Genomic DNA, 25,664 nt, shown 5'->3' on the forward strand with positions numbered 1-25,664 from the left:
CCGCAAGCCATCTTGGCTCAAGTTGATGCCAAAGTGGCTCAGCATGGCATCACCGTGGCATCGCGGCTGTCGTGGTGCAAGACCGTTGGATCAGGGTTCGCGGTCGAATTTTGAGTCAAGATTCGACCCGGAACCCTGATCCAGCGCCTTTGGCGCGGGAGGCCGCCGACCTCGCGGACGGAGGGAAGGAGCTCGGCTAGGCGCGCTCGGAGAGCGACCGCTCGACGCAGAACTCGTTGCCCTCTGGATCGGCGAGCACGACCCAGCCCGTCCCGTCGGCGTTGCGCTGGTCGCTGACCATGGTGGCGCCGAGCGTCAGCAGGTGGTCGACCTGCTCGTCCCGCTTGCAGTCGGTCGGCTGCAGATCGAGGTGCACGCGGTTCTTGCCGCTCTTGCCCTCCGGGACGCGGGAGAACAGCACCCCGGGACCTTCCCCGTCCGGCGCCACGAGCAACGCCTGGTCGGCACCCGGCTCGTCGGAGGGGTGCCGTGGGTAGCCGGTGACCTCGCTCCAGAACCCGGCCAGCGTATAGGGGTCCGCGCAGTCCACGGTGATATGCCGAATCAAGGCAGTCACGGGCCAGATGGTAATCCCTCAGCGGCACCGAGAACAGCGCTGGGAACCGCGACGGTGACCTCCAGCCCGCCACCCGGCAGCGCGACAGCGTGCACACTGCCGCCGTGGGCGTGGCATACCGCACGGACGATCGACAAGCCGAGGCCGGAACCCCGCGCCCCGGTACGCTCCCGGCCGCCCCGGCGGAACGGCTCGAAGAGCCCTTCGACGTCAGCCTGATCGACCTCGAAGCCGGTGTTGCCGACGATGAGCTGGCTGGTCCCCCCGCCACTCCCGGTACGCACCCAGATCCGCCCGTCGCGGTGGTTGTACCGGCAGGCGTTCTCGATGAGGTTGCCCGCCAGGCGTTCGAGCAGGCTCGGGTCGCCGACGACGGGCGCGGGCGCCAGATCGAGGGCGACGTCGAGGTGCAGCCGCCGGATCTCGCGGGACATCGCGTCCAGCGCCCCCGGTACGCCGTCGGCCAGATCCGCCGCCTGTTTGCGCGCCAAGGCGGTCTGCGCCTCCGACCGGGCCAGCACCAGCAGCGCGTCCACGAGGGCGTTCGCCCGTTCGGAGGCGTCCTTGACGACGGTGCCCATCCGGCGCAGCTCGGCCAGGTCGGCCTTCGGGTCGGACAGCGTCACGTCGATCTCGGTCTTCATCACCGCGAGCGGCGTACGCAGCTCGTGGGAGGCATTGGCGACGAAGCGGCGCTGCGAGTCGAAGGCCACCTTGAGCCGGTCGAGCATGGCGTCGAACGTCCCGGCGAGTTCGGCCACCTCGTCGTCGGCGCCTTCGTATCGGATGCGCTGGTCGAGGTTCTGCCCGCCGAGGCGGCGTGCGGTCGCGGTGACCTGCTGGAGTGGACGCAGGGCGCGGCCGACGACGGCGTACCCGCCGACGACCCCGACGACGCTGATCGCGACCAAGGCCAGCAGGCCTTTCTCCAGCAGTTCCGCGCCGACGTCGCGGCGCAGCTGCCGTTCCCATTCCTCCACGGGCAGCTGGCGGCCGTCGGCCAGGACGACCCGGGAGGACGGGTCGAGGTGCTCGGCCGGCTGGAGCGCCTCGCTGGCGAGCAGGAAGGCCAGCGCGATGAGCAGCGCACCCGCGCCGACCAGGAGGAGTCCGTTGAGCAGGGTGAGCCGCAGGCGCAGGGTCGGCCGCGGCAGGCGTCGCTTCACGACTGGTCCGTGGGCTCGGCCGTGATCCGGTAACCCGCGCCGACCAACGTCTCGATCAAGGCCGGGTCGCCGAGCTTGCGGCGCAGCGTACGCATGGTGACCCGCACGATGGTGGTGAACGGGTCGGCGTTGGCGTCCCAGACGCGTTCGAGGAGTTCCTCTGTGCTGACGACGGCGCCGTCGGCCCGCATCAGCGCCTCCAGCAGGCCGAACTCCTTGTTCGTGAGGTCCAGCTGCTGACCGGCCCGGGTCGCGATGCGCTTGGCCGGGTCGAGCGTGACATCGGCCACATGCAAGATCGGCGGCGTGACCGGCGTGGCCCGCCGGCCGAGCGCCTGCACCCGCGCCACAAGTTCACTGAAGTCGAAGGGCTTGGGGAGGTAGTCGTCCGCGCCGAGGCTGAGCCCCTCGACCCGGTCGGCCACCGCGCCGCTCGCCGTCAGCATCAGCACCCGGGTCAGCGTCCCCGACGCCACCAGGTCCGCGCAGATCTGGTCGCCGTGGACCCCAGGCAGGTCGCGGTCCAGCACGACCACGTCGTACCGCGTGACGAAGGCCGCCTCGTGGCCCGCGTCGCCGTCGTAGGCCACGTCCACCGCCATGCCGTGGCGGCGCAGGCCTCGCGCGATGGCGTCGGCCAGGTGCTGCTCGTCCTCAATCACGAGTACGCGCATAGCCCGAATCCTCCCCGGTTCGTGCCACTCCAGCCGTGACACCGACTGATACGTCTTCACCGAGGTCCACCCGGTTGAGAAAATTCTTAACCGCCGAGGTATTGCGGCCAGACCGGCCGTCCGCCACGCTGTCGGGCGACAGTCCTTCGCATACCCCCTGCTCGAAGGAGCTCCTCGATGAAGAGACGCAGTGTACTTCGTGCGGCTGCCGTAACGGCCGCCGCGAGTGTCCCGGCTATGCTGGCGGCCCCCGCGCAGGCCGGAGACAAGGTGAAAGACCAGCTCTACCCCAATCAGGACATCGTCTTCCGTCGGTGGGCCTCCGACGCCGACTACGCCACTGGCACCTTCGCCGGGACGGCGGCGAGCGGAGGACACCTCACCTTCGCCTCGGCGGCCGGGCAGACGGCGTACACGGATGTCGTGAGTGGGACGGCGCGGACCTATGACTTCGCGACGTGGACCTCGGCCTTCGTGGCCCCGGGTTTCACCGCCCAGGAGCTGATCGCCTCGTGGACCGCGACCACCCCCGGCGGTAGCTGGGTCCAGATCGAGGTACGCGGCGTGACCGCGCTGGGCAACACCACCAAGTGGTACGTGCTGGGCCGGTGGGCCGCCGACAACGTCGACTTCCACCGGACCTCCGTGACCGGCCAGGGCGACACCGACGGCACCGTCTACACGGACACCTTCTCGGCCGCCGCCGGCCACGAGCTGTCGAGCTGGCAGCTGCGGGTGACCCTGCTGCGCGTGCCCGGCAGCACCGACAACCCGGTGCTGACGAGCTTCGGCGCGATGGCCTCGCACCTGCCCGCCGTGCCGAAGAAGTGGACCGTTTCGACGCCGAAGGCCGCGCAAGGTGTGCTGCTGACGGTTCCCGGCTACTCCCAGAGCATCCACTCCGGGCAGTACCCCGAGTACGACAACGGCGGCCAGGCCTGGTGCAGCCCGACCTCGGTCTCCATGATCATGGGCTTCTGGAACAGCCTGCCCCCGGCGGCCGACTACGCCTGGGTGGATCCGTCCTACCAGGACCCTTGGGTGGACCACGCCGCCCGGGGCACCTACGACTACGCGTACTCGGGCTGCGGCAACTGGCCCTTCAACCCCGCGTACGCCGGCCGCTACGGGCTCACCGGGTTCATCACCCGGCTGCGCTCGCTCAACGAGGCCGAATTGTTCATCGCGGCGGGCCTGCCGCTGGTGACGTCGCTGTCGTTCAAGAAGGGCGAGATCCCCGGCCTGACCTACGGCACGAACGGCCACCTCATGGTGCTGTCGGGCTTCGCCGCGAACGGCGACCCCATCGTCAACGACCCCGCGTCGGCGAGCGACGCCGTCGTGGTGAAGACGGTGGGCCGGGCCGAGTGGGAGGCCGCCTGGCAGACCACGTCCCGCGGAGTGGTCTACGTGATCACGCCGCCCGGACGATCGCTGCCGACGCCGCCCGCGCAAGCGAACTGGTGAGTTGATCACCGGTTCGGGGAGTCGATCAGGGCGCTACGAACGCGACACGCCGCGCGATCATGGCCGTTGGTTCATGATCGCGCGGAGAAATCGGAAGAAGGCGGGAACAGGGCCAGGGCGAACGGGGGCTGGCCCGCCACTCCGCTGAAGCAGACGAGCCGCGTACCGGCGGCGACGCAACGGTCGACCGGCGCGCTCAAGTTGGCGCGGGCGCGTACGGCGGGCTGAGCGGCGGTCAGGTCGATCGTCCCCAGCCACGCCCGCCCGGCCGATCCAGGCAGGTAGGCGGCGGTGCGGCCGAGGACGGTCCCCGCGATGTGCCAGCGGCCGAGCCGGGCCACCACGACACCCGTACGGGGATCCAGAGCCACGTTCTGTTCCCGGCCCAGCGCGTCGGAGAGCCGCCCGATCAGCAGGTCGTCGGTCTCGTCGGTGAGGGTGAACCGCCCGGCCGCCCACACCAGCCTGCCCGTCTTCGGGTCGTGGCCGCTCAGGCCGCCCCGATCGGACGTGCACACCAGGCCGCCGCAGGGGAAGAAGGCACGCATGGGGCTCGCGGTCATCTGCTCCGTCCACACGGGAACCACACCGTCGCCGTCCGGCCGCCAGAACGTGACGCTGTAGTCTCCCGGCTTTCCGCGTACCGTCTGCAGGAGCCCGTCGATCACGCTCACCGCACGCTCCTCCACGGCCGTGGGCATCGCGGACCGGGCGATCACCCGGCGGCCGTGGGAGTAAACGGGCGGCGCGTCGGGCCAGGCCTCGACCAGCTGCCCGGTCCGCGCCGTCACAACCTCGATCTCAGGGATACGCTCACCGACGGGACCGACCAGCGCGACGCGGCCGGTGGCCGGATCGGTCGCGTAGACCTCCACCCCGGGGCGGCGCCACAGCAGCTCGCCGGTGTCGAGGGAGACAGCCGCGATCTCGGCCGTCTCGGACAGTACGCCGAGCGCCACGTCCCCGACGATGTGCACGTCGTCGACCACCCCGGCCAGCGGTTCGAGGATGATCGGCGGCGCGGCCGCGGTCGCCGGCACCGACGCCTGGGGCAGCAGCAACGCGGCGATCCCGATCAGCACCGCCAGGATCTCCCGGCGCCACTGCCGCCAGCCCGGGACGGGCGGTTCCCACTCGGGCTCGTCGCGGGTCTCGCCCAGATCGATCAGCGTCACGCCGGACCTCCCACCTCCGCCAGCAATCCGTCCAGATCGGACAACCGCACCGAGACGGCGTCGACCACGGCCGAACCGTCGCAGTACAGCCAGTTGCCGATCAAGATACAACTGTTGGCGCGCCCGCCGAGGGGCATCAGCGGATGGACCTGCTCGCCCGGCCGCACGACGCCCAGCCACATCTGCGAATCCGCCGCCCACACCGGGTCGAGCCAGACCAGTCGGTGACCGGCGTACTCCCCGAGCGGCTCCCATCGGGTTTGCCTCAGGTCGGGTTCCTCCACCACGAGTGGTGCGGCCACCGCGTCGGTGTAAGGATCGATCCGACCGGCCGGTACGCAGAACCAGCGATCGGCGCACGGGTAGACGAAGAAATCGGTCGTCGGGAAGTCCAGATGCCACAGGGGTCCGGCCTGGCCGCGGCGGAACACCTCGATGCGGCTGCCCCTGGCGGTCGTGAACGTGCCGGTACCACTCCCGGCGCCGCTCTCGGAGGTGCCCGCCGGGCTGCTCTCGGCACTGCCCTGGAGCACAACGAGGTCCCGCCAGGCCAGCGTCAGCCCCTTGGCCGGCCGAGCCACCCGCCACGTCTTCGTGACCGCGCCGGTAGCCGTCGTGATCACCTCGATCGTCCCACCCGGACGGAGGGCGACCAGTTCGTCGTCGGCCGCCCCCTCGACCGCGACGACCTGAGCGCCGTCCGGCAGGTCAGTACGCCACACTTCGCGCCCGGACTCGATGGCCACGCCGGCCAGCGCCCCCGACCGAGCGCGTACGACCACCAGATCGGTCCCGCCGAAGACCGGCGCCTCCTCCCGCTGCCAGACGTCCTCCCCCGTACGCACATCGACCGCGACGACGGACTCCCAGTAGAAGCTGGCCTCCTCGTCGACCGCCATGAGCCCACCCGCCAGCACGACGACGCTCCCCGCACTGGCGACGACCCGGATCGGCCCGACATTGCCGATGCTCCGCCGCCACTTCTCCCCCGACCCGTCCAACCCCGACGCGATCATGGTCTGCCCGTTGGGCGTCGCGTTCAGCACCACGTCGGCGGTGGCGAACACCGACGGGGAGGCGACGAACCGGCCCACCCGATGCAGCTCCGGCAACGGCTCGGCGCCCGGCGCGGTCCCCGCCAACGCCCCGGCCAGCACCATCGTCAGCAGCGCCGACGCCACCCGGCGGGCGTACGCCGGCTCCCACCGCTCGAGCAGCCGCCGCAGCGGAGGCGGCTTGCCAGGGTCGTAGCGGCTCGGCTCACCGAGGTCTATCAGCGTCACGCCATAGGAACGCGTCCGCCCCGCCACCCGGTTGCTGCCCGCTTCCGCCGTTGTCGTCGCCCAGGGCACCCCCGGTATGCGATTCTCCGCCCGATTCAGAGATCATGCGCCTTGGGTATGCGCGAAACGGCCGGTTACCGCAAATGCTCGGCACATGATCTTGTCAGGCGACCTTTCGGCGCAAACCCAGGGCACTTGTCCACACTCCTTAGCGGTCCACAGCCGCCGCGAGGACTCGCATGACGGCCCAGCCGCAGACGACCACGATGGGCCGATGCATCCAGAGCTCCGGGCCGAACTCGACCGCAACGGCGGGCTGGTGCTCAGGACCGACCTGCCCGACCGGGTTCCGCGGTGGGCCATCGGCAACGGCGTACGCAATGGCGAATTGATCAGGGTCTGGCCGGGCGTCTACCGGCGGGCCGATCTCGACGTCTTCGACCATCGGCGGGCCGCTCTGCTGCATTGCGGCGAGGGCGCCCTGCTCAGCCATACCTCGGCCCTGGTCGTCTGGGGCCTCCTCGCCGATGAGCCGGACGGGACGGTGCACGTCACAGTGCCGAGAGGCCGGCGACTCCGGTCCGCTCCCGGTCTGACCGTCCACACCTGTGCCGAGACACCGCCATAGGTTCGGCGTGCCGACCTGCCGATCACCACGCTGGAGCAGTCGCTGGTCGCAGCCTGGCCGCTCCTGCCGGACCCGATGCGTACCGGTGTTGTCGCCGACGCCATCGGCGACCGGCTGACCATCCCATTGCGCCTGGCCGCGGCGGTGAGTCGAGTCCCCCGCCTGCCCGGCCGAAGCCGCCTCGTCCGGCTGATCGACCTGATGGTCGCCGGATGTCGCAGCTACCTTGAGGTCTTCGGAGTGGAACACGTCTTTTCGGGCGAAGGCCTTCCGGAGTTCGCCCGGCAGGCGCCGATCACCGCCGGCGGCCGCACCTACCTGCTGGATCTCTTCGCCGAGCGAGAACGTGTCGACGTCGAGCTGGATGGGGCCGCCTGGCACGGCTCACCCCGGCAACGAGAACGTGATCTCCGCCGCGACGCCGCGCTCGCCACGGAAGGGATCATGGTCGTGCGCTATTCGTATCGGCGGCTCGTCGGCGAACCGGACACCGTCCGGCTCGAGCTCAGCCGCATCTTGCGGCTTCGCCGCTGACCGAGATCAGGCGGTGGTGGTGACGGCCGCGTACCAGGTGGCGACCTTGGTCGCGATCTCCGGCGCGGTGAGGCCCAACTCGGCGAGGATCTCGTTGCGGGTGCCGTGCGGAATCCAGCGCGCTTCGACGCCCAGGTCGCGCAGCGGGACGTCGACCTCGTGGTCGCGCAGCAGCTTGCTGACCGCGTCGCCGACGCCACCGTCGCGTACGCCGTCCTCGACGGTCACGACGAGGCGGTGCCGGCGGGCGATGTCGACGAGTTCGGCCGGGGCCGGGCGGACCCAGCGCGGGTCGACGACGGTAACCCCGATGCCCTGCTCGGCGAGCAGCGAGGCGATCGCCACCCCGGTATGCGCGAACGACCCGACGCCGATGAGCAGGACGTCCTTGCGGTCGGCTTCGGAGAGCACGTCGACCGGGCCGACCCGGCGCAGGGCGGGCAGCGCCGCCGGGACCGAGCCGGTCGGGAAGCGCACGATCGTCGGGCCGTCGTCGACCGCGACCGCCTCGCGCAGCTCTTCCCGCAGCGTCGCGGCGTCGCGGGGGGCGGCGATGCGCAGGCCCGGTACGACGCCGAAGACGGACATGTCCCAGATGCCGTAGTGGCTCGGCCCGTCCGGTCCGGTGATCCCGGCGCGGTCGAGGACGAAGGTCACCGGCAGCTTGTGCAACGCGACGTCGAGCAGGACCTGGTCGAACGCCCGGTTGAGGAAGGTGGCGTACACCGCGACGACGGGGTGGAGGCCGGCCAGGGCGAGGCCCGCCGCCGACGTGGTGGCGTGCTGCTCGGCGATGCCGACGTCGTACGCCCGCTCGGGGTACTTCGCGGCGAGCCGGTCGATGCCGGTCGACTCGGGCATGGCGGCGGTGATGCCGACGATGTCGGAGCGCTCGGCCGCGATCTCGACGAGTTCCTCGCCGAACACGTGCGTCCACTTCAAGCTCGGTGCGGCCAGCGACTTGCCGGTCAGCGGGTCGAACGCGCCCGGCGCGTGGAAGTTGTCGGCCTCGTCGTCGAGGGCGGGCTGGTAGCCGTTGCCCTTGCGGGTGACCGCGTGGACGATGATCGGTCCGTTGAACTTCTTCGCCCGCTCCAGGGCGCTCTCGACGGCAGCCTGGTCGTGGCCGTCGACCGGCCCGATGTACTTGATGCCGAGATCCTCGAACATCGCCTGCGGGGCGACCGCGTCCTTGATGCCCTTCTTGATCGCGTGGAGCGCCTCGTAGAGCGGGCGGCCGACCAGCGGCGTCCGCTCCAGGGAATCCTTGACCAGGTCGAGCACCTTCTCGTAGCCCGGGTTGAGCCGCAGGGTCGCGAGGTGGTCGGCGAGCCCGCCGATGGTCGGCGCGTAGGAGCGGCCGTTGTCGTTGACGACGATGACCACGCGGTTCTTGGCGTGGGCGATGTTGTTCAAGGCTTCCCAGCACATGCCGCCGGTGAGAGCCCCGTCACCGACGATCGCCACAACGTGACGGTCCTCACCCTGGAGGGCGAACGCCTTCGCGAGGCCGTCGGCGTAGCTCAGCGCGGTGGAGGCGTGACAGTTCTCCACCAGGTCGTGTTCGCTCTCGCCCTGGCTCGGATAGCCGGTCAGCCCGCCCCGCTGCTTGAGCCGGTCGAAGCCGTCCTGCCGCCCGGTGACGATCTTGTGCACGTATGACTGGTGGCCGGTGTCGAAGACGAACTTGTCCTGGGGGGAGTCGAAGACCCGGTGCAGGGCCAGCGTCAGCTCGACCACGCCCAGGTTGGGGCCCAGGTGACCGCCGGTCTTGGCGACCTTGGTGATCAGGAACTCCCGGATCTCCCCACTGAGCAGCGACAGCTCCTCGTAGCTCATCCCTTTGAGGTCCGCCGGCGACGCGATGGTGGCGAGGATGTCACTGCTCATGGTGCTGAAGTCTATCGGAGCATCCCAGAGAGCAGGACGTTAGACAGGGTTGCGGTTCGGCACAAGATCACTACTTCAGCGCTCCGGCCATCAAACCTCGCATGAAGAACCTACCCAGAAGGGCGTACACCAGAAGTGTCGGAATGCTCGCGAGGAACGCGCTGGCCATGGCCTGGTTGAACGGCACGGTCTGGCCGCCGGCGATGTTGTTCAGGGCGACCGTGATCGGCCAGTACTCCGTCCGGGTGAGGATCAGGCCGAACAGGAAGTCGTTCCAGGCCGAGGTGAACTGCCAGATCATCGAGACCGCGAACGCGGGCGGCGCGATCGGCAGCGCGATGAAGAAGAAGGTACGCAGCATGCCGGCCCCGTCCACCTGGGCCGCGTCGATCAGCTCATCGGGCAGGCCGGAGAAGTAGCTCCGGAAGATCAGCGTCGTGATCGGCAGTCCATAGATGATGTGGACGAGGATCAGCCCGTCGAGGCCGCCCCACAGGCCGACGTCCTTGAGCACCTGGAACATCGGGATGATGATCGCCTGGTACGGGATGAACATGCCGAACAGAATGATCGGGAAGACGATGTCGGCCCCCGGGAACCGCCACTTGGCCAGGACGAACCCGTTCATCGCGCCGAGCAGCGAGGAGATCAGGCTGGCCGGGACGGTCAGGATCAGGCTGTTGCGGAAGCCCGGCAGCAGTTGCGGCCAGACCGTCTTGAAGGAGTCGAACGACAGGCTGTCCGGCAGGCTCCACATCTTCACGACGTCCACGTGCGCCGGGTCTTTGAGCGCCGTCACCAGGAGGGCGTACACCGGCATCAGAAACACGCAGGCCAGCGCGAAGAGGATCAGCTGGCGCAGGAACCGGCCCCAGCGGAAGGCCTTGGCGGACCGCGCCGGGAGCGTCTCAGGCGTCTGCGTCTGCGGGACGGTCGGGGCTTGGGCGGTCATCGGCGCTCCTGCCGCATCGAGTACCAGATGTACGGGACGACCACCAGCGCGATCGCGGCGAACAACATGGTCGCGATCGAGGCGCCGCGGGCGAAGAAGCCACCACGGAACGAGGTGAGCCACATGTAGAGGGCGGGTGTCTCGGTACGCGGGCCGCCCGGGTCGATCGCGTAGATCAGGTCGAAGGTCTTCAGCGAGATGTGGGCGAGGATGACGACCGCGCTCATCAGCACCGGCAGCAGCAGCGGGCGTACGACGTGCCAGTAGACGCGAAGTTCGCTCGCGCCGTCGACGCGGGCCGCCTCCCGCAGTTCCTCCGGGATGCCGCGCAGCCCGGCGAGGAACAACGCCATGACGTAGCCGGACAAGGCCCAGCCGGCCGGCAGGGCGATCGAGGCGACGGCGAAGATCGAGTCGCTCTTGTGCCACTCGCTGTGGAGGAAGTCCAGGCCCACCACGTCGAAGAGTTTGTTGATCCCGGTGGTGCCCTCGCCGGAGTCGCTGTTGAGCAGCCAGCGCCAGATGATCCCGGTCGCGATGAAGGAGATCGCCATCGGGAAGAGGAACACCGCACGCAGGAAGCCCTCACCCCACACGCCCTTGTCCAGCAGCAGCGCCATGAACAGGCCGAGCAGCAACGAGCCGAGCATGAAGACCAGGGTGAAGATGATCAGGTTCCGGGAATCGTTGCGGAACGTCTCGTCGGCGAACAGCTCGCGGTAGTTGTCGAAGCCGACGAAGGTGTCGCTGGGGGTCAGCCCCTTCCAGTCGGTGAACGAGTAGCGGGCGTTCCAGCCGATGAACCCGTAGACGAAGATGCCCAGCGCGATCAGTGACGGCGAGACCAGGATCAGGCCCGGCAGCCACTTGCCGATGCTGCGCCGTGTGCGTCCGCGCACGTCACTCCTCCCCTCGCCGACCGAGGGCCCGGTCGGCCGACCGGGCCCTCGCTGACAGCGCTTACTTGTTGGCGGCGTACGCGGCCGCGACCGCGCCGGCGAACTTCTTCGAGTCCTTGTCCTGGAAGAAGACGCCGTAGGCCTTCTCGATCTCGGCCTTCCACGCGTTGTTGGCGACGACGCCGTGCACCAGCGAGCCGACGACCACGGTGGACGAGTTCTGCCATTCGCCGAGCGCCCAGCCGAGGTAGTCGGTGTACTTCGACTTGTCGGAGTCCAGGCGCGCGGGCACCGAGCCCTTCTTCGGGTTGAAGAGGTCCTGGCCTTCCTTGGACGCGCACTCCTTCAGCCACGCCTCGGCGTACGCCTTGTGCGGTGCGCCCTTGGGCAGGGTGAACGAGTCGGCGAGGAAGTTGTAGACCCCGGCGGAGCCGGGCGAGGCGACCACGTCGTAGTCGGTCTTGTACTTCAGTGCCTTGGCTCCCTGGAGGTATCCGGCGGCCCAGTCGCCCATCACGTTGAAGGCGGCCGTCCCGGCGACCACCTTGTCGATGGTCGGCTGCCAGTCGTCGGTGCCGACGACGGACAACGCGAGCAGCTGCTTGAACGTGTCGAGCGCGGCGACGACGTCGGCGCCGTTCCAGTCCGTCTGGCCGGTCCACAGCCCGTTGTACTTGTCGGTGCCCAGCTCGCCGAGCAGCACGTTCTCCAGCAGGTGCATCTGCGTCCAGGTGGTGCCGACGCTGAGCAGCTTGACGTTCTTGCCCTTGAGCGTGTTTCCCTGGGCGAGCAGCTCGGACCAGGTCTTGCCGGGCGCGCTGAGGCCCCACTCGGCCAGCTTCTTCGGGTTGAAGAAGAGCAGGTTGGACCGGTGGATGTTGACGGGGACGGCGTAGATCTTGCCGTCGATGGTCAGCTTCTCGGTCAGCCCCTTGGGGAACTTGTCCCGCCAGCCGTTGGCGTCGTAGAGGTAGTCGATCGCCTCGAGCTTGCCGGCCTTGATGTCGCTGGCCGCCTCCTGCCCGGCGTGCAACTGGTAGCTGTCCGGCGGCTGGTTGGCCAGCAGCCGCGAGGTGAGCACCTGACGGGCCTGGGTGCCCGAGCCACCGGCGACGGCGGCGTTGACGAACTCGACGCCCGCGTTGTTCTTCTTGAAGTCCTCGATCAGCGCGGCCAGGCCCTCGCCCTCGCCCGGTCCGGACCACCAGGAGAAGACCTCGACCTTCTTCTCACCGCCGCCCGAGCCGGAGTCTCCACTGCTGGAGCAGGCGGGGAGGGCGAGCAGTGCGGATGCGCCGATACCGGCGCCGAGAAGCTGCCTACGGTTGACTTGCATGACACCCTCCATCGGATCACGTCCATGTGAGTCGTTGCGTCGGCCGGCGGGGTACGCCGGCGAAGGTGTTGCGACGCAACGATGACTCCATTGAGATAGTTCCGTCAATCACTCGCATTACCTCTGTGATCTGATCGCAACAATCGTCTCGGAGAGCGCTCAAACCGGGCTCCACCCGGGAGTATTGCCAGGTCCGGCAACGAAGTTATGCGAATATTTGACAGAACTGCTGCGCCCGGGGCACCCTGCTTCTCGTGACCCTGCCGGCCCACCTCGGCTCGACCGCCCGCCGTGTCGCCACCGTGCTGCGGTCACGCGGACCGCGTACGCGGGCGGAGCTGATCGCGCTGACCGGGCTCTCCCGCCCGACGGTCTCGGCGGCGCTGGCCGACCTGACCACCGCCGGTCTGCTGACCGAGGAGGCCGCTCAGACGGGGCCGGCCGGGGGACGACCGGCAACGGTGTTCCGCCTGGCCCGGGGAGCCGGCTTAGCCGTCGGCGTCGACATCGGACGAAGACACGTCCGGGTCGCGGTCGCCGATCTGGGGCACCGCGTCCTGGTCGACTACCCCGCTGTCCTGGATCTCGACGCCGACGACTATCCGGAGGCTGCGCTGGACGCGGCGACGCGACAGGTCGACGCCGCGCTCGACGCGGTGGGCGCCGACCGGTCCGAAGTGGTCGGCGTCGGCCTCGGCATTCCCGCGCCGTTGACGCGTACGGGACGGATCGGGTCGCCCGCCCTGCTGCCGGCCTGGGCCGACCTGCTGCCCGAGGAGGAGCTGGCCGGACGCCTGCACCTGCCCGTACGCGTCGACAACGACGCCAACCTGGGCGCGCTCGGCGAGTACGTCTGGGGTGCGGGCCAGCAGAGCGCCGACCTGGTCTATGTGAAGGTCGCGACCGGCATCGGCGCGGGGATCGTCCTCGACGGACGGCTCTATCGGGGCTCCGCCGGGACCGCCGGGGAACTGGGTCACATCACCCTCGACGCGCGTGGCCCGGTCTGCCGCTGCGGCAACCGCGGCTGCGTCGAACTCTCGGCGGGTGGGCGTGCACTGCTCCGGCACGCCCGCATCACCCATCCCCACCTGGACAGCCTGGTCGAACTCGTCGACCTGGCGACGCTGGGCGACCCGGGTTGCCGCCGTCTGCTCGCCGACGCCGGTCGCCAGCTCGGCTTCGCCCTCGGCGGCCTGCTCAACCTGATCAACCCCGAGCGCATCGTCCTCGGCGGGGAACTCGGCGCCGCCACCGAGCTGCTGCTCGATCCCCTGCGCGGCGGGCTCGCCGAGACCGCCATGGCCGCGGCGGCCGCGGCGGCAGAGGTCGTGCCCACCCAGCTCGGTGCGCAGGCCTCCGCCCTCGGCGGGGTCGCGCTGGCGCTCGGCGTCGACCGCGCGCCGATTCCGTGATCATCGCGTCAGCCATGCTGCTTGAGCGGACAAATCGCGCGCGCAAGCAGCATGGGTGACGCGATGATCAGGCAGGGGCTACTTGAGGATGTCGTAGCGGACGCGGACGGCGCCCTTGTCTAGGTCGTCGATCACGTCGAAGGCCGCCCGGGAGAGGTCCAGGCAGCGGCCGGCGACGTAGGGGCCGCGGTCGTTGATCCGGACGATCACCGACTTGCCGGTGTCGAGGCTGGTCACTCGCACGCGAGTGTCGAAGGCGATCGTCTTGCTCGCGGCGGTCAGGGCATCCGGGTCGAAGGTCTCACCGTTCGCGGTCTGCTGCGGCTCGTCGTAGAACGACGCCCCGCAGGTTCCGCTCGAAACGACCACGCGCGTCTTGGTCGGGCTGGGTGACGCCTTGGTGGTACGCGTACCGCCGCGCGACGCCGGGGTGGAGCCGGACCGGCTCGGGGTGGCCGACGGACTGGCCGACGTGGGCGCCGGAGCGGGGGCCGAAACGGCAGCCGTCGGCGCCGCGACCGGCTGCGTACTCGTTCCGACGTGTGCGATGGCGGCGGTCGCGCCGGTGATGCCGGCGGTGGCGGCGACGGCGATCGCCATCGGAGCCAGATAACGCCGAGCGCCCGGCTTGCTGTGCTGTGCCAAGGTCCTGACCTTTCGCGGGGTTCCAGGGCAGGCCCTCGAACCTAGTCAGGGTATCCGGTAAGCGGTCAAAAGGATCATGCCCATTGACCCGGGTATGCCCGTTATTCCCGACCGTTCGACCGAGGCGTACAGGGACCGGACGTGCCGAGACAGCTCGGCGGCGGCTACGAGCGAGCTGGAAGCAGGAGCGCGACGCACTCGACGTGATGGGTGTAAGGGAAGCAGTCGAACGCCCGGAGCTGGGCAAGTTCCCAGCCCAGCCCCTGGAAGGTGGCGACGTCCCGGGCCAGTGCGGCCGGATCGCAGGCCACGTACGCCACCGCGCGAGCGCCGGAGGCGGCCACCGCGGTGACCACCTGCTTGCCCGCGCCCGTCCGGGGCGGGTCGAGGACGACGAGGTCCACCGGACCCTGAAGCCGGAACGACGACCGGGCAGGTTTGCCGCGACGCGGCACGAGCGCGCGCTCGACGGTCGACTCGACGACGCGTACGGGGAGTTGGGCGAGGTTCCGCCGAGCGGCGGCCACCCCGTCCGGGGCGGACTCCACCAGGGTCACCTGGCCGGTGACGCCGACATGATCGGCGAGGGCTGCGGCGAACAACCCGGCCCCGCCGTAGAGGTCCCACGCGGTCTCCCCGGCCTTCGGCGCGAGCTGCTCGAGCACGGCGTCGACCAGGGTCTGGGCGGCCGCCGGGTGCACCTGCCAGAAGCCACCCGCCGCGAGGGTGAAGTCGTGCCCGGCGGCGTGCTCGACGATCGGCCGGGCCGGATCCGTGACGACGAACGCCGGCTCCGTCGACGGCGCGACGGTCTCCACCGCGTCGACCTCCCAGGTGCGGTTCAGCACCGGCAGCGCCCGGATCCCCGGGTACGCGATGAGGCAGCGCTCGATCGGGACGACTTCGTTGGAGCGGTGTTTACGCAGGCCCGCCCGGCCCTCGGCAGCCACTGTGTACCGCACGCGGGTGCGCCAGCCGGTGTCGGGCTGCCCGTCGGCGCCGACCGTCGCCGGCAGCGGCTCTACGCGTACCACTTGGTCGAGGTGAGCGAATCTCGCGAGCAGTTCCTGGACGACGGACGCCTTCCACCGCAGTTGCGCGGACGGCGCGACGTGCTGGAGGTCGCAGCCACCGCAGGCGTTGGGGCCGGACCACGGACACGGCGCCGGTACGCGGTCCGGCGAGGCCTCGATGATCTCGACGGCATCGGCCCGGACGTAGCCGCGGTGCACCTCGGTGACCTCGGCGATCACCCGCTCCCCCGGCAGTGCGTGCCGGACGAACAGGACCATGCCCTCGTGGCGGGCGACGCAGTGCCCGCCGTGAGCCGGCGCGCCGACGATGACCTCGACCCGGTCGAGTTCGGTCAGCGTCATCGCACCGACATGTCGTCGGGCGCCCGCTCACCACGCGTGGGGCCGAGCGCAGTGCGGCGGTCGAAGCGGTCGAGGTTCTTGGAGGCGGTCGACGACAGCTGCCAGGGGACGCTGGTGACCATCACGCCCGGCTCGAAGAGCAGACGGGCCTTCAGCCGCAGCGCGGACTGGTTGTGCAGCAGGTTCTCCCACCAGTGACCGACGACGTACTCAGGGATGTAGACGGTCACGATGTCGCGGGGCGCGTCCTCACGCTGACGCTTGACGTACTCGATGATCGGCCGCGTGATCTCGCGGTACGGCGAGTCGATCACGGTCAACGGGATGCCGATGCCGCGGCGGTCCCACTCGTCCTGGATGTGGCGGGTGTCCCCGGTGTCCACATTGACGGTCAGCGCGGTGATCGAGTCCGGCCGGGACGCCTTGGCGTAGGCCAGCGCGCGCAAGGTCGGCATGTGCAGCTTCGACACCAGGACGATCGCGTGGTTGCGAGCCGGGAGGATCGGCTTCTCCTCGGTCGGCTCGAGTTCCCGCGCGACCCGGTCGTAATGCTTGCGGATGGCGACCATCAGCGCGTAGATCACGGCCATCGCGGCGATCGAGATCCAGGCGCCCTTGGTGAACTTGGTGACCAGGACCAGGATCAGGACGAAGCCGGTCAGGATCATGCCGAACGTGTTGATCGCCCGCGACCGCTTCATCTTGGCGCGGGTCGCCGTATCCCGTTCGGTCCGCAGCAGCCGGTTCCAGTGCCGGATCATGCCGGTCTGCGACAGCGTGAACGACACGAACACGCCGACGATGTAGAGCTGGATCAGCTTCGTGGTCTCCGCGCGGAACGCGACGACGAGGACCGCCGCCGCGGCCGCCAGGAAGATGATGCCGTTGGAGAAGGCCAGCCGGTCGCCCCGGGTGTGCAGCTGCCGCGGCAGGAACCGGTCCTGAGCCAGGATCGAGCCGAGCACCGGGAAACCGTTGAACGCCGTGTTGGCCGCGAGCACCAGGATCAGGGCGGTCATCGTCAGGACGATGAAGTAGCCGAACCGGAAGTCGCCGAAGACGGTCTCGGCGAGCTGAGCGGTGACCGTCGGCTGCTTGGAGAACGGCGCCACGCCCTCGATCTGGCTCTCCGTGCAGCCGATCGCCGGGTTGACCTCGAAACACTCGACGTACTGGAGCTTGGTCTCGCGGGCCAGCAGGATGATGCCGGCCATCATGGCGATCGAGATCGACCCCAGCAGCAGCAGCGTGGTCGCCGCGTTCCGCGACTTCGGCGGCTTGAACGCCGGTACGCCGTTGGAGATGGCCTCCACACCGGTCAGCGCGGCGCAGCCCGAGGAGAACGCCCGGACCAGCAGGAAGACGAAGGCGAACCCGGCGCCGACGTAGAGCCCGTGCTCCGGCTTGATCGTCATGTCGGCACTGGGCGCTCGCAGATCGTCGCCGCTGACGAAGATCCGCCAGACGCCGACGAGGATCATGACGCCGATCGCCACCATGAACGCGTACGTCGGAACGGCGAAGGCGGTGCCCGCCTCGCGGATGCCCCGCAGGTTCATCGCGGTGAGGACGGCGATCAGGATCACCGCGACGCCCACCTTGTGATCGCCGACGTAGCCGATCATGTCGCCGAGGGCGTCCACCCCGGACGAGATCGACACCGCGACGGTCAGGACGTAGTCGACCAGCAGGGCACTGGCGACCGTCAGGCCGAATTTCGAGCCCAGGTTCACCGTGGCGACCTCGTAGTCGCCACCACCGGACGGGTACGCGTGCACGTTCTGCCGGTAGGAGGCGACCACGGTCACCATCACCACCGCGACGGCCAGCGCGATCCACGGCGAGTACAGGAAGGCCGCCGCCCCCGCCGCCGACAGCGTCAACAGGATCTCCGCCGGGGCGTACGCGACCGAGGACAACGCGTCGGAGGCGAACACCGGCAACGCGATCCGCTTCGGGAGCAGCGTGTGATGCAGCCGGTCCGAGCGGAACGGTCGACCCAGGAGCAGGCGCTTCAGCACGGAGGTCGGGTTCGGCACACCCGCAGCCTACGGCTCTTCGGCTCGGTTGTGCGGTTCGGCCCGCCCCGACGATCTTCTCCGGCCGGGTGGCCTGCCTACCGCCACCCGGGTATGGCACGCTCACAGGTGAGCGACAGGAGGCGCTGGTGCATATCGTGATCATGGGCTGCGGACGGGTGGGATCCACCGTCGCGCACAGCCTGGAGAGCCGAGGTCACTCCGTGGCCGTCATCGACCAGGACGGCGACGCGTTCCGCCGGCTGCCGGCCGACTTCTCCGGGATCACCGTCACCGGGGTCGGCTTCGACCGCGAAGTCCTGATCCAGGCCGGAATCGAACGGGCCGACTGCTTCGCCGCGGTCTCCAGCGGCGACAACTCCAACATCATCTCGGCCCGGCTGGCCCGGGAGACGTTCGGCGTGCCGAACGTCGTGGCCCGCATCTACGACCAGAACCGCGCCGAGGTCTACGAGCGGCTGGGCATCCCGACCGTCGCCACCGTCCGCTGGACCGCCATGCGTGTCGTCCGGCATCTGCTCCCCGAAGACACCGGCGAGGTCTGGCGCGACCCGACCAGCGTCGTGTCGATCGTCGAGGCGCCACTGCACGCGGACTGGATCGGCCGGCCGCTCGCCGCGATCGAGGAGGCCTCCGGCACGCGGGCGGCATACGTCATGCGCTTCGGACTGGGCATCCTGCCCACCGCCTCGACCGTCCTGCAGGACGGAGATCAGCTCTTCATGCTGGTCACCGACGAGATCGCCGCGGCTGTCCGCAAGGTCACCGGCTCCGCCCCCATCGCACACTGAGGAGTCCGCATGCGCGTCGCCATCGCCGGAGCCGGCAACGTCGGCCGCTCGATCGCCCAGGAGCTGGTCGAGAACGGCCACCAGGTGCTGCTCATCGAGCGCCTGCCGAAGATGTTGCGGCCGGAACGCGTACCGGCCGCGGAGTGGGCGCTCGCCGACGCGTGCGAGCTGTCCAGCCTCCAGGAACTCGACATCGCCAGCTGTGACGTGGTGGTCGCGGCGACCGGCGACGACAAGGTCAACCTGGTGGTCTCCCTGCTGGCCAAGACGGAGTTCGCGGTCGGCCGCGTGGTCGCCCGGGTCAACCGGGCGGAGAACGAATGGCTGTTCACCGAGCAATGGGGCGTCGACGTCTCGGTCAGCAAGCCGCGCCTGATGGCCGCGCTGGTCGAGGAGGCGGTCACGGTCGGCGACCTGGTCCGGCTGATGACCTTCCGGCAGGGCGAGGCCAACCTCGTGGAGATCACCCTGCCGTCGACCGCGCCCTACGTGGGACGCCCCGTCCGTGAGGTGCCCCTGCCGCCGGACTCCGCCCTGGTCGCCATCGTCCGCGGCCGGCGCGTCATCGCGCCCAGCCCGGACGACCCCATCGAGGCGGGCGACGAGCTGATCTTCGTGTGCACGGCCGCGGTCGAGGAAGAGGTACGCGCGACGCTCCTCGGCGTCTAACCCCTTCGCATGATCATTGCGTCAGCCATGCTGTTTCGCGCGGCGAAATGCCCGTTCTCACAGCATGGCTGACGCAATGATCATGACAGCGAGTTCTCGGCGGCGCGGATGCGCCGGACGGCGTACACCGTCAGCGCCAGGAGCAGCAGATAAGGCGGGTAGCCGAGCACGATCCGGGCGATGCCCAGCGCGACGTCGGCGTGCGCGAGGTAGAGCAGGTACTGCAGACCGGCCTTGACGATGTAGGTGGCCGCCCACAGCACGGTCAGCCAGGCGAACGCGCGGACGAGCCGGGGCTCGCCCCGCCAGCCCTTCTTGCCGCCGTCGGCCACGACCGAGTAGATCCAGCCCACCAGCGGCTGCCGGAAGGCCACCGACGCCAGCAGGGCGATGCCGTAGCAGAGGCTGTAGATGATCCCGGGCAGGTAGAACGAGCGTTCCTCGCCCGACCGCCAGGCCAGCACGGCGCCGAGGGCGATCCCGACGAGGCCGTTGACCGCGAACCGCACCGGCTTGCCCTGGGCCAGCCGCCACCCGGCCAGCCCGACCGCGACCGCGACGGACGCGATGATGGCGAGCTTGAGCGCCGGCTTGTCGCCCAGCATGCCGAAGCTGCCGTCCGAGACGACCGCGCCGAGGATCATGTTGGCGACGATGAAGACGAGCACCGGAATGCCCGACTCGACCAGCCCCCGCCAGCCACCGAGCTGCTCGGCCATCTGCTCCGACAGCGGCGGCAGCTTGTCCGGGTCCTGCTCCTGGGTCGCGACAGAGCCACGCGCGTCCTCGGTCATCGGTGCCTCACTTCGGGGCGTCGAGCGAATAGTGCGGGTTGTAGATGACCTTGCGACCGTCCCGGACGGCGACGCGCCCGGCGGCGGTCAGCGCCCGGCCAGGTTCGATGCCGGCGATGTGCCGCCGGCCCAGGAAGACGAGCGTCACGACGTCGGTGCCGTCGTAAAGCTCCGCCTCCAGCGTCGGCAGGTTCGTCCGCGGCGTGTAAACCACGGTGCGCAGCCGCCCGGACAGCTTGACCAGCTGCCCACGGCGTACGCGGTCGGCGCAGACGCAGTCGGCCTTCGCGCTCTCGCGCCGGACCTCCTCCGACTCCAGCTCTTGATCACTCGCGGTGAATTTCCGCAGGAAGCGCCGCAGACCGGACGCCTCCGGCTGGGACTGATGATCCTCGACGGCCGCCATGACCCCGTCGTCACACCCTCTCAAGCATCAATGCGACTTCTCTAGCGTACGTCGATTCATGCCCGGCGGGGCCGGGGCGAAGGCTTGCGCTTCAGGTCACCGCTCGGGGCAGTGGCGGTCAGACTGGGTTCGGCCCCGTCGGCGGCCTGAGCGGCGGCGGCGTCGGCCATTTCGCGGGGCAGCCGGAGCAGCAGCGGCTCCCGGACCGGCTTGGCCTCCGGCCCCCGGGCCACCACGAGCCCGTGCAGGCACTCGACGAGGGGCTCGGCGGTGTCCGGGTCGATCGCCGCCGGACCCTGATAGACGCCGCGCACCATCCACCGCGGCCCGTCCACGCCGACGAACCGCAGGTCCGTCAGGCCCTCCGGAGTACGCACCCGGGCCCGCAACTCGGTGCCGTAGACACCGGGCTCCTCCTCGGCGGCCACTCCGTCGTCGAACAGGGACTTGCGGATCTCGGCGCGTACCTCGTCCCAGATGCCCTCGCCGCGCGGGGCGGCGAAGACGCCGAGCTGAAGAGCGCTGTCCCCGTGGACCAGGACCACCTGCTGAATGATCCCCTCGGCGTCGGCCTGCACCCGCAGATCCACCCCGTCGATCGCCGGGACGAGCAGGGCGCCCAGGTCGAGCCGGGCGACCCCGGCCGGCGCCTCGGCCTGGTCGTAGGGGCCGATGTCCACCGGCGACTGCGCGGCGGCCTCCGGCGGGAGGTCGTCGGCTTCGGCCGGGGGACGGCGTTCCGCGCCGCGCCGAGGTGCGTCGGCCTTCGCGTGTCGGCCGCTGCGCTGGCGAGAGAACATCACTGCATCGCCTTTCCGATCGGGGCGCCGGTGAGACTACCGGCCGCGAGCGCGGCGTGACCACCGGTCGATCCGTGGCCGCCGTCGCCGCGTACCGACTCCGGCAGCTCCTCGACGCGATGGAACGCAGCCCTCTCCACCCGTTGTACAACAAGCTGAGCGATCCGGTCACCCCGAGTGACCTGCGCGGTGTTCCGGGGATCATGGTTGATGAGATTGACGAGGATTTCGCCCCGATAGCCCGCGTCGACCGTGCCGGGCGCGTTCAGCACCGTGAGACCGACTTTGGCGGCGAGCCCGGACCGCGGATGCACGAGGCCGACGAAGCCCTCCGGCAGCGCTATGGCCACCCCGGTACGCACCATGCGCCGCTCGCCGGGCGCGATGGTCACGTCCTCGGCCGCCACGAGATCGGCTCCGGCGTCACCGGGATGCGCGTACGCCGGCATCGGCAGCTCGGCGTCGAGCAGGCGCACGGCGATCTCAACCTGACTGGTCATGCTTGAACCTCCGGGGGAAGGACCTTACCGAGTGCTCCAGTCGGACGGTGAGGCGCGTCTCGAGGCGCGCGGCGTCCGCCGCCCGCCAAGCCCGGCGGCCACCCGCCGGGTACCCTCGGTCACCATGGCACCCGCACGGACAACGGCGACACCCCGTCTCACGGAACGGCTCACCGTCCCCTGGTGGTGGTGGCCGTTGGGCCTCGCTTTCGCGACGCTCGCCGCCGGTGAGATCGGACTCGGCGCCCCGGGCCCACGAGGCTGGGTGCCGTTCGCTCTGCTGCTGCCGCTGACCGCCGGGCTGCTGCTGTGGTTCTCCCGGCTCCGGCTGCGGATGACCGAGGCGGAGAGCCGGCCGGAGTTCGAGATCACCTTCGGCAACGACCGAGCCCACCTGCCGCTGAGCGCCGTCCGCGAGGTCGTCGCGCTGGACGCGGCGGGTCGTGCCCAGCTTCTCGGACCGCAGGCGGACCCGAACGCCTTCGTCGTGCTGCGGCCCTGGATCGGGACGGCGGTGCAGATCGTCCTCGACGATCCGGCCGACCCCACGCCTTATTGGCTGGTCTCCACCCGGCACCCGGTGCGCCTGGCCGAGGCGCTTCGCGAGCGGCTCCCCGCTCAGGCCGCCTGAGCTCAGCTGGGCGGCAGGGATGGCGGCAGGCCGGGTCCTGGCAGCGCGGGCCGGCGCCGCAGGCGCAGATCGCGTTTGAGGGCCTCCCCCAACGCCTTCGTGGAGCGCCGGTTGAGGTAGCTGGCGACGGCCGCCCCGGTCAGCAGTGGACCGAGGGTGGTGAGGTTCCGGCCCAGCCGCTGGACGATCATGTCGCGCAGCTCCTTGCGGGCGGCGGTACCGAGGATTGACGCGACCCCACCGCCGGGCAGGAACGGGTTCACCCCGCGCTTACGCGCCCAGGCGTGCAACAGGGCGGCCGACCGCTGCGCCGTGCTGCCCTGGACCGGCTGCCCGTAGACCTCGTGCAGTTCGCCGATGAGCTTCAGTTCGATGCCGATGACCGCCACCGTCTCGACGGCCAGCAGGACCGGAGTGGACAGCAGCGTCGGCGGCACCGCCCACTGCACCGAGCCGACACCGCCGCCGACGGCGCCGATCCCGGCGGTCGACCGGGCGGCGTTGCGGATCAGCCGCTCCGCCAGCTCGTCACCGTCCAGATCGGGGAAGTGCCGGCGCAACGTCTCATAGTCGCGTACGGGCACGTGCGGAGCCAGATCGGCCACCGCGTCGGTGACCCAGCGGACGGCCTTGCCCGGCTGGAAGAGCTTGCCGACGCCGCGCCCGCGAAGCGCGGTGACCATGCGGGAGATCGCCTTGCGCCGGCTAGCGCTGTCCAGATCGGACTCCGCCAGCTCGGCCACCGCCTTGCTGAAGCCGTCGACGTCAGCGGCCTTCTCGTCGAAGGTGTCGGGCGGGCCGGCCGGGTCGCCGGTACGGCCGGTGCCCGGCACGTCGTCGCCGGGCACCGCTTTCTCGCTCGCCATGGAAGGCCTCCTACCGCGTCGTGGGCTTGAGAACAGTTGACCCGACGGGGTCAACCATCGCTACCCCGAACAGCTGGATCAGATGCACTCGCGGCAGATCGGCAGGCCGTTCTTCTCACCGGCCAGCTGGCTGCGGTGGTGCACCAGGAAGCACCGCGAACAGGTGAACTCGTCCGCCTGCAGGGGCACCACCTTGACGCTGAGCTCCTCGTCGGTGAGGTCGGCTCCGGGCAGCTCGAAGCTTTCCGCCACCTCGGTCTCGTCGACGTCTACGCTGCCCGACTGCGAGTCGACGCGACGGGCCTTGAGTTCCTCAAGGCTGTCTTCGCCGAGTTCGGCCTCGTCACGGCGCGGGGCGTCGTAGTCGGTCGCCATCGGTTCTCTCACACTCCACTAACTCGAATTCCTGCGGTGCGTCTGCGCCGCGCCGCGCGTGGGCGTCGTCGGCCGGTCCCAACGGACGCGGCACAATACCTCGCCTGTGTCGGTGATGTACGCCCAAGCGCGCCGGGATGTTCCCAATGTGACTGAGCCGACAGCCGAGCGAGACAAAAGTAGGGTCGGCCGCCCCCCGAACATCGTCGGCGCGCCGATGGATATTCCGCCTTTCCGCCGGGTCCTGCCCTCGGGGGCCGCGTCCAACGGTTACCCTCACCGTGCTGGGCCGGTACGCGTCACCCTGTCCGGCGGGCGAAACAGCTCGCCGGCGTCGGCGCGTCGCCCCCTATTCCGCCACATCACATCGCCTGACATCGACGGGGAGCTGGGACATGAGCTTCGCACGCATCCGAGCGCTGGCGCTGGTCGCCGTACTCGTGCTGGCCGCCGGAGTGCTGACCGTCATGGCGTTGACGAAAGGCACCGGCAGCTCGGCGACGCCGGACGCGTGCCCGTCGGGCTACACCGTAGTGGACATGGAACTGCCGAACGACAACCGCAACATCCACATCAATGTCTACAACGCGACAGACAAGGCGGGGCTCGCCGGCACCGTGAAGCTCGACTTCGAGTACCGGCGGTTCAAGGTCGAGAAGACGGGCAACAACCCGCTCGGCAAGCCGGTCAGCGGCGTGGCCATCCTGCGCTACGGCCCGAAGAAGGTCGGCGCGGCGTACGTGCTGGACGCGTACTTCCTGAACAACGCGGTCCACGAGTACGACAAGAACCGGACCGACGAGACGGTCGACGTGATCCTCGGCCCGGGTTTCAAGCAGCTCGCCACCCAGACCGAGGTCAACCAGGCGTTCACCGCCCTGGCCGGGGCAGGCGGGCCGCAGCTGCCCAAGAACTCCTGCCCGGCCAAGCAGACCGACTAAGGCGCTAGGGACCGCTGTCGGCGTCCAGCTCCACCAGATGGTCGTGCAACTGCTTGTGCAGCGCGGGCGGAGCGGCCAGCGCCAGGTCGCCCCCGGCGGGCTTGCCGTTCAACCCGGTCACGAGCAGTCCCGCCTCCCGGGCGATCAGTCCGCCGGCGGCCAGATCCCACGGATTCAGCCCCCGTTCGTAGTACGCGTCCAGCATGCCCTCGGCCGCGGCGCACAGGTCGAGCGCGGCCGACCCGAACCGGCGGATGTCGCGTACGCGGGTGATCAGCCCGGCCAGCACGACGCCCTGCTGAGCCCGCCGTTCCGCCGAGTACGCGAACCCGGTGCCGACCAGAGCCTGGGCCAGCACCGTCTGCGGGGAGCCGGAAAGACGCCGATCCCCCCGCCAGGCGCCCCCGCCGAGAGTCGCGTGCCATTCCTCGCCGGAGGCGGCGTTGACCACCACTCCGGCGACGACCTCTCCATCGACCTCGGCGGCGATGGAGACGGCGTACTGGGGTAATCCGTAGAGGTAGTTCACGGTGCCGTCGATCGGGTCGATCACCCAGCGGACGCCGCCGGCCGCGGGCTCGTCCTGAACTCCGTACTCCTCGCCGAGGAACCCGTCGTCGGGCCGCGCCGCCCGCAATTCCTCGACGATCTGCCGTTCCACCGCCCGATCGGCGGCGGTTACCACGTCGGTCGCCGTACTCTTGGTATCGACCTGTTCGATGGCCTCGGTTCGCGTCCGGCGAGCCGTCTCGGCAGCCCGCCGAGCCACCCGCCGGGCCAAGTCGAGCAGCTCTCGTGCATTCTGATCCACCACGATCCCATCCTCGCAAAGGCA

27 protein-coding genes are annotated in these 25,664 nt (G+C 69.9%); 8 read left to right on the forward strand and 19 right to left on the reverse strand.

Annotation, left to right across the window (positions count from 1 at the left end):
* Window positions 1–196: 196 nt before the first annotated feature.
* Genes AB0H43_RS18085 through AB0H43_RS18095 form a run of 3 tightly spaced genes read right to left on the reverse strand, consistent with a single transcriptional unit; the run spans window position 197 to window position 2,417 of the window.
* The gene (locus AB0H43_RS18085; protein ID WP_360000505.1) at window positions 197–577 is read right to left on the reverse strand and encodes a VOC family protein; all 381 of its coding nucleotides are present in this window, start codon (window positions 575–577) and stop codon (window positions 197–199) included.
* Window positions 574–1,743: a HAMP domain-containing sensor histidine kinase gene (locus AB0H43_RS18090; RefSeq protein ID WP_360000506.1), complete on the reverse strand. Its 1,170-nt coding sequence runs from the start codon at window positions 1,741–1,743 to the stop codon at window positions 574–576. The genes AB0H43_RS18085 and AB0H43_RS18090 overlap by 4 nt, the downstream gene beginning before the upstream one ends.
* A complete protein-coding gene (locus AB0H43_RS18095) occupies window positions 1,740–2,417 on the reverse strand; it encodes a response regulator transcription factor (protein WP_360000507.1) in 678 nt (225 codons plus the stop codon). The genes AB0H43_RS18090 and AB0H43_RS18095 overlap by 4 nt, the downstream gene beginning before the upstream one ends.
* Before the next feature lie 237 nt (window positions 2,418–2,654).
* Here AB0H43_RS18095 and AB0H43_RS18100 point away from each other — a divergent pair, with 237 nt between their 5' ends.
* A complete protein-coding gene (locus AB0H43_RS18100; RefSeq protein ID WP_360000508.1) occupies window positions 2,655–3,884 on the forward strand; it encodes a C39 family peptidase in 1,230 nt (409 codons plus the stop codon).
* 71 nt (window positions 3,885–3,955) lie between these two features.
* Here AB0H43_RS18100 and AB0H43_RS18105 read toward each other — a convergent pair whose 3' ends face one another.
* The gene (locus AB0H43_RS18105; protein WP_360000509.1) at window positions 3,956–5,059 is read right to left on the reverse strand and encodes a hypothetical protein; all 1,104 of its coding nucleotides are present in this window, start codon (window positions 5,057–5,059) and stop codon (window positions 3,956–3,958) included.
* Window positions 5,056–6,411, reverse strand: coding sequence for a PQQ-binding-like beta-propeller repeat protein (locus AB0H43_RS18110; RefSeq protein WP_360000510.1), 1,356 nt, complete (start codon window positions 6,409–6,411; stop codon window positions 5,056–5,058). The genes AB0H43_RS18105 and AB0H43_RS18110 overlap by 4 nt, the downstream gene beginning before the upstream one ends.
* A gap of 205 nt (window positions 6,412–6,616) precedes the next feature.
* On the opposite strand from AB0H43_RS18110, the gene AB0H43_RS18115 reads away from it, so the two are divergent.
* Both AB0H43_RS18115 and AB0H43_RS18120 read left to right on the forward strand, forming a co-directional pair.
* Window positions 6,617–6,970 carry a hypothetical protein gene (locus AB0H43_RS18115; protein ID WP_360000511.1) on the forward strand — a complete coding sequence of 118 codons (354 nt, stop codon included), beginning with the start codon at window positions 6,617–6,619 and terminating at the stop codon, window positions 6,968–6,970.
* Window positions 6,971–7,045: 75 nt separating this feature from the next.
* Window positions 7,046–7,504, forward strand: a complete 459-nt coding sequence (locus AB0H43_RS18120; RefSeq protein WP_360000512.1) for a DUF559 domain-containing protein — start codon at window positions 7,046–7,048, stop codon at window positions 7,502–7,504.
* A gap of 6 nt (window positions 7,505–7,510) precedes the next feature.
* Here the strand turns inward: AB0H43_RS18120 and dxs are convergent, their stop codons facing one another.
* From dxs to AB0H43_RS18140, 4 genes are all read right to left on the reverse strand, one after another.
* Entirely contained in the window at window positions 7,511–9,394 is a 1,884-nt protein-coding gene (gene dxs / locus AB0H43_RS18125) for a 1-deoxy-D-xylulose-5-phosphate synthase (RefSeq protein ID WP_360000513.1), read from the reverse strand.
* Window positions 9,395–9,464: 70 nt separating this feature from the next.
* Complete coding sequence (locus AB0H43_RS18130) at window positions 9,465–10,346, reverse strand: carbohydrate ABC transporter permease (RefSeq protein ID WP_360000514.1); 882 nt, start codon at window positions 10,344–10,346, stop codon at window positions 9,465–9,467.
* The gene (locus tag AB0H43_RS18135; protein WP_360000515.1) at window positions 10,343–11,245 is read right to left on the reverse strand and encodes a sugar ABC transporter permease; all 903 of its coding nucleotides are present in this window, start codon (window positions 11,243–11,245) and stop codon (window positions 10,343–10,345) included. The genes AB0H43_RS18130 and AB0H43_RS18135 overlap by 4 nt, the downstream gene beginning before the upstream one ends.
* Window positions 11,246–11,306: 61 nt before the next feature.
* Entirely contained in the window at window positions 11,307–12,581 is a 1,275-nt protein-coding gene (locus AB0H43_RS18140) for an ABC transporter substrate-binding protein (RefSeq protein WP_360000516.1), read from the reverse strand.
* Window positions 12,582–12,835: 254 nt separating this feature from the next.
* On the opposite strand from AB0H43_RS18140, the gene AB0H43_RS18145 reads away from it, so the two are divergent.
* Window positions 12,836–13,996, forward strand: coding sequence for an ROK family protein (locus tag AB0H43_RS18145; protein ID WP_360000517.1), 1,161 nt, complete (start codon window positions 12,836–12,838; stop codon window positions 13,994–13,996).
* Window positions 13,997–14,074: 78 nt separating this feature from the next.
* Here AB0H43_RS18145 and AB0H43_RS18150 read toward each other — a convergent pair whose 3' ends face one another.
* The 3 genes from AB0H43_RS18150 to AB0H43_RS18160 form a co-directional block, all read right to left on the reverse strand.
* Window positions 14,075–14,641 carry a septal ring lytic transglycosylase RlpA family protein gene (locus tag AB0H43_RS18150; RefSeq protein WP_360000518.1) on the reverse strand — a complete coding sequence of 189 codons (567 nt, stop codon included), beginning with the start codon at window positions 14,639–14,641 and terminating at the stop codon, window positions 14,075–14,077.
* Between the two features lie 164 nt (window positions 14,642–14,805).
* On the reverse strand, window positions 14,806–16,017 hold the full coding sequence (locus AB0H43_RS18155; protein ID WP_360000519.1) for a TRAM domain-containing protein: 1,212 nt from the start codon (window positions 16,015–16,017) through the stop codon (window positions 14,806–14,808).
* A complete protein-coding gene (locus AB0H43_RS18160; protein WP_360000520.1) occupies window positions 16,014–18,056 on the reverse strand; it encodes an APC family permease in 2,043 nt (680 codons plus the stop codon). Before AB0H43_RS18160 ends, AB0H43_RS18155 begins: the two co-directional genes overlap by 4 nt.
* Before the next feature lie 128 nt (window positions 18,057–18,184).
* Here AB0H43_RS18160 and AB0H43_RS18165 point away from each other — a divergent pair, with 128 nt between their 5' ends.
* Both AB0H43_RS18165 and AB0H43_RS18170 read left to right on the forward strand, forming a co-directional pair.
* Window positions 18,185–18,847, forward strand: a complete 663-nt coding sequence (locus tag AB0H43_RS18165) for a TrkA family potassium uptake protein (protein WP_360000522.1) — start codon at window positions 18,185–18,187, stop codon at window positions 18,845–18,847.
* Window positions 18,848–18,856: 9 nt separating this feature from the next.
* Entirely contained in the window at window positions 18,857–19,516 is a 660-nt protein-coding gene (locus tag AB0H43_RS18170; protein ID WP_360000523.1) for a TrkA family potassium uptake protein, read from the forward strand.
* Window positions 19,517–19,596: 80 nt separating this feature from the next.
* On the opposite strand, the gene AB0H43_RS18175 is transcribed toward AB0H43_RS18170, so the two are convergent.
* From AB0H43_RS18175 to dut, 4 genes are read right to left on the reverse strand one after another with little or no spacing between them, the layout of a single operon-like run.
* The gene (locus AB0H43_RS18175; RefSeq protein WP_360000524.1) at window positions 19,597–20,310 is read right to left on the reverse strand and encodes a DUF3159 domain-containing protein; all 714 of its coding nucleotides are present in this window, start codon (window positions 20,308–20,310) and stop codon (window positions 19,597–19,599) included.
* A 7-nt stretch (window positions 20,311–20,317) separates the two neighbouring features.
* Window positions 20,318–20,716: an OB-fold nucleic acid binding domain-containing protein gene (locus AB0H43_RS18180; RefSeq protein ID WP_360000525.1), complete on the reverse strand. Its 399-nt coding sequence runs from the start codon at window positions 20,714–20,716 to the stop codon at window positions 20,318–20,320.
* Between the two features lie 56 nt (window positions 20,717–20,772).
* Window positions 20,773–21,516: a DUF3710 domain-containing protein gene (locus AB0H43_RS18185; protein ID WP_360000526.1), complete on the reverse strand. Its 744-nt coding sequence runs from the start codon at window positions 21,514–21,516 to the stop codon at window positions 20,773–20,775.
* Window positions 21,516–22,016: a dUTP diphosphatase gene (gene dut / locus AB0H43_RS18190; RefSeq protein ID WP_360000527.1), complete on the reverse strand. Its 501-nt coding sequence runs from the start codon at window positions 22,014–22,016 to the stop codon at window positions 21,516–21,518. Before dut ends, AB0H43_RS18185 begins: the two co-directional genes overlap by 1 nt.
* A 124-nt stretch (window positions 22,017–22,140) precedes the next feature.
* On the opposite strand from dut, the gene AB0H43_RS18195 reads away from it, so the two are divergent.
* Window positions 22,141–22,647, forward strand: a complete 507-nt coding sequence (locus AB0H43_RS18195; RefSeq protein ID WP_360000528.1) for a DUF3093 domain-containing protein — start codon at window positions 22,141–22,143, stop codon at window positions 22,645–22,647.
* Window positions 22,648–22,649: 2 nt separating this feature from the next.
* Here AB0H43_RS18195 and AB0H43_RS18200 read toward each other — a convergent pair whose 3' ends face one another.
* Together AB0H43_RS18200 and AB0H43_RS18205 are read right to left on the reverse strand one after the other, a co-directional pair.
* Window positions 22,650–23,513 (reverse strand): hypothetical protein, encoded by an 864-nt coding sequence (locus AB0H43_RS18200; protein WP_360000529.1) that lies wholly within the window; start codon window positions 23,511–23,513, stop codon window positions 22,650–22,652.
* A 78-nt stretch (window positions 23,514–23,591) separates the two neighbouring features.
* The gene (locus AB0H43_RS18205) at window positions 23,592–23,888 is read right to left on the reverse strand and encodes a DUF4193 domain-containing protein (protein WP_290860976.1); all 297 of its coding nucleotides are present in this window, start codon (window positions 23,886–23,888) and stop codon (window positions 23,592–23,594) included.
* Window positions 23,889–24,283: 395 nt separating this feature from the next.
* Here AB0H43_RS18205 and AB0H43_RS18210 point away from each other — a divergent pair, with 395 nt between their 5' ends.
* Entirely contained in the window at window positions 24,284–24,829 is a 546-nt protein-coding gene (locus tag AB0H43_RS18210; RefSeq protein WP_253756629.1) for a LytR C-terminal domain-containing protein, read from the forward strand.
* A gap of 4 nt (window positions 24,830–24,833) precedes the next feature.
* Here the strand turns inward: AB0H43_RS18210 and AB0H43_RS18215 are convergent, their stop codons facing one another.
* Window positions 24,834–25,640, reverse strand: a complete 807-nt coding sequence (locus AB0H43_RS18215; protein ID WP_360000875.1) for an inositol monophosphatase family protein — start codon at window positions 25,638–25,640, stop codon at window positions 24,834–24,836.
* Between the last annotated feature and the right edge of the window lie 24 nt (window positions 25,641–25,664).

The sequence above is a fragment of the Hamadaea sp. NPDC050747 genome, assembly GCF_040654195.1.
Taxonomy (GTDB): Bacteria; Actinomycetota; Actinomycetes; order Mycobacteriales; family Micromonosporaceae; genus Hamadaea.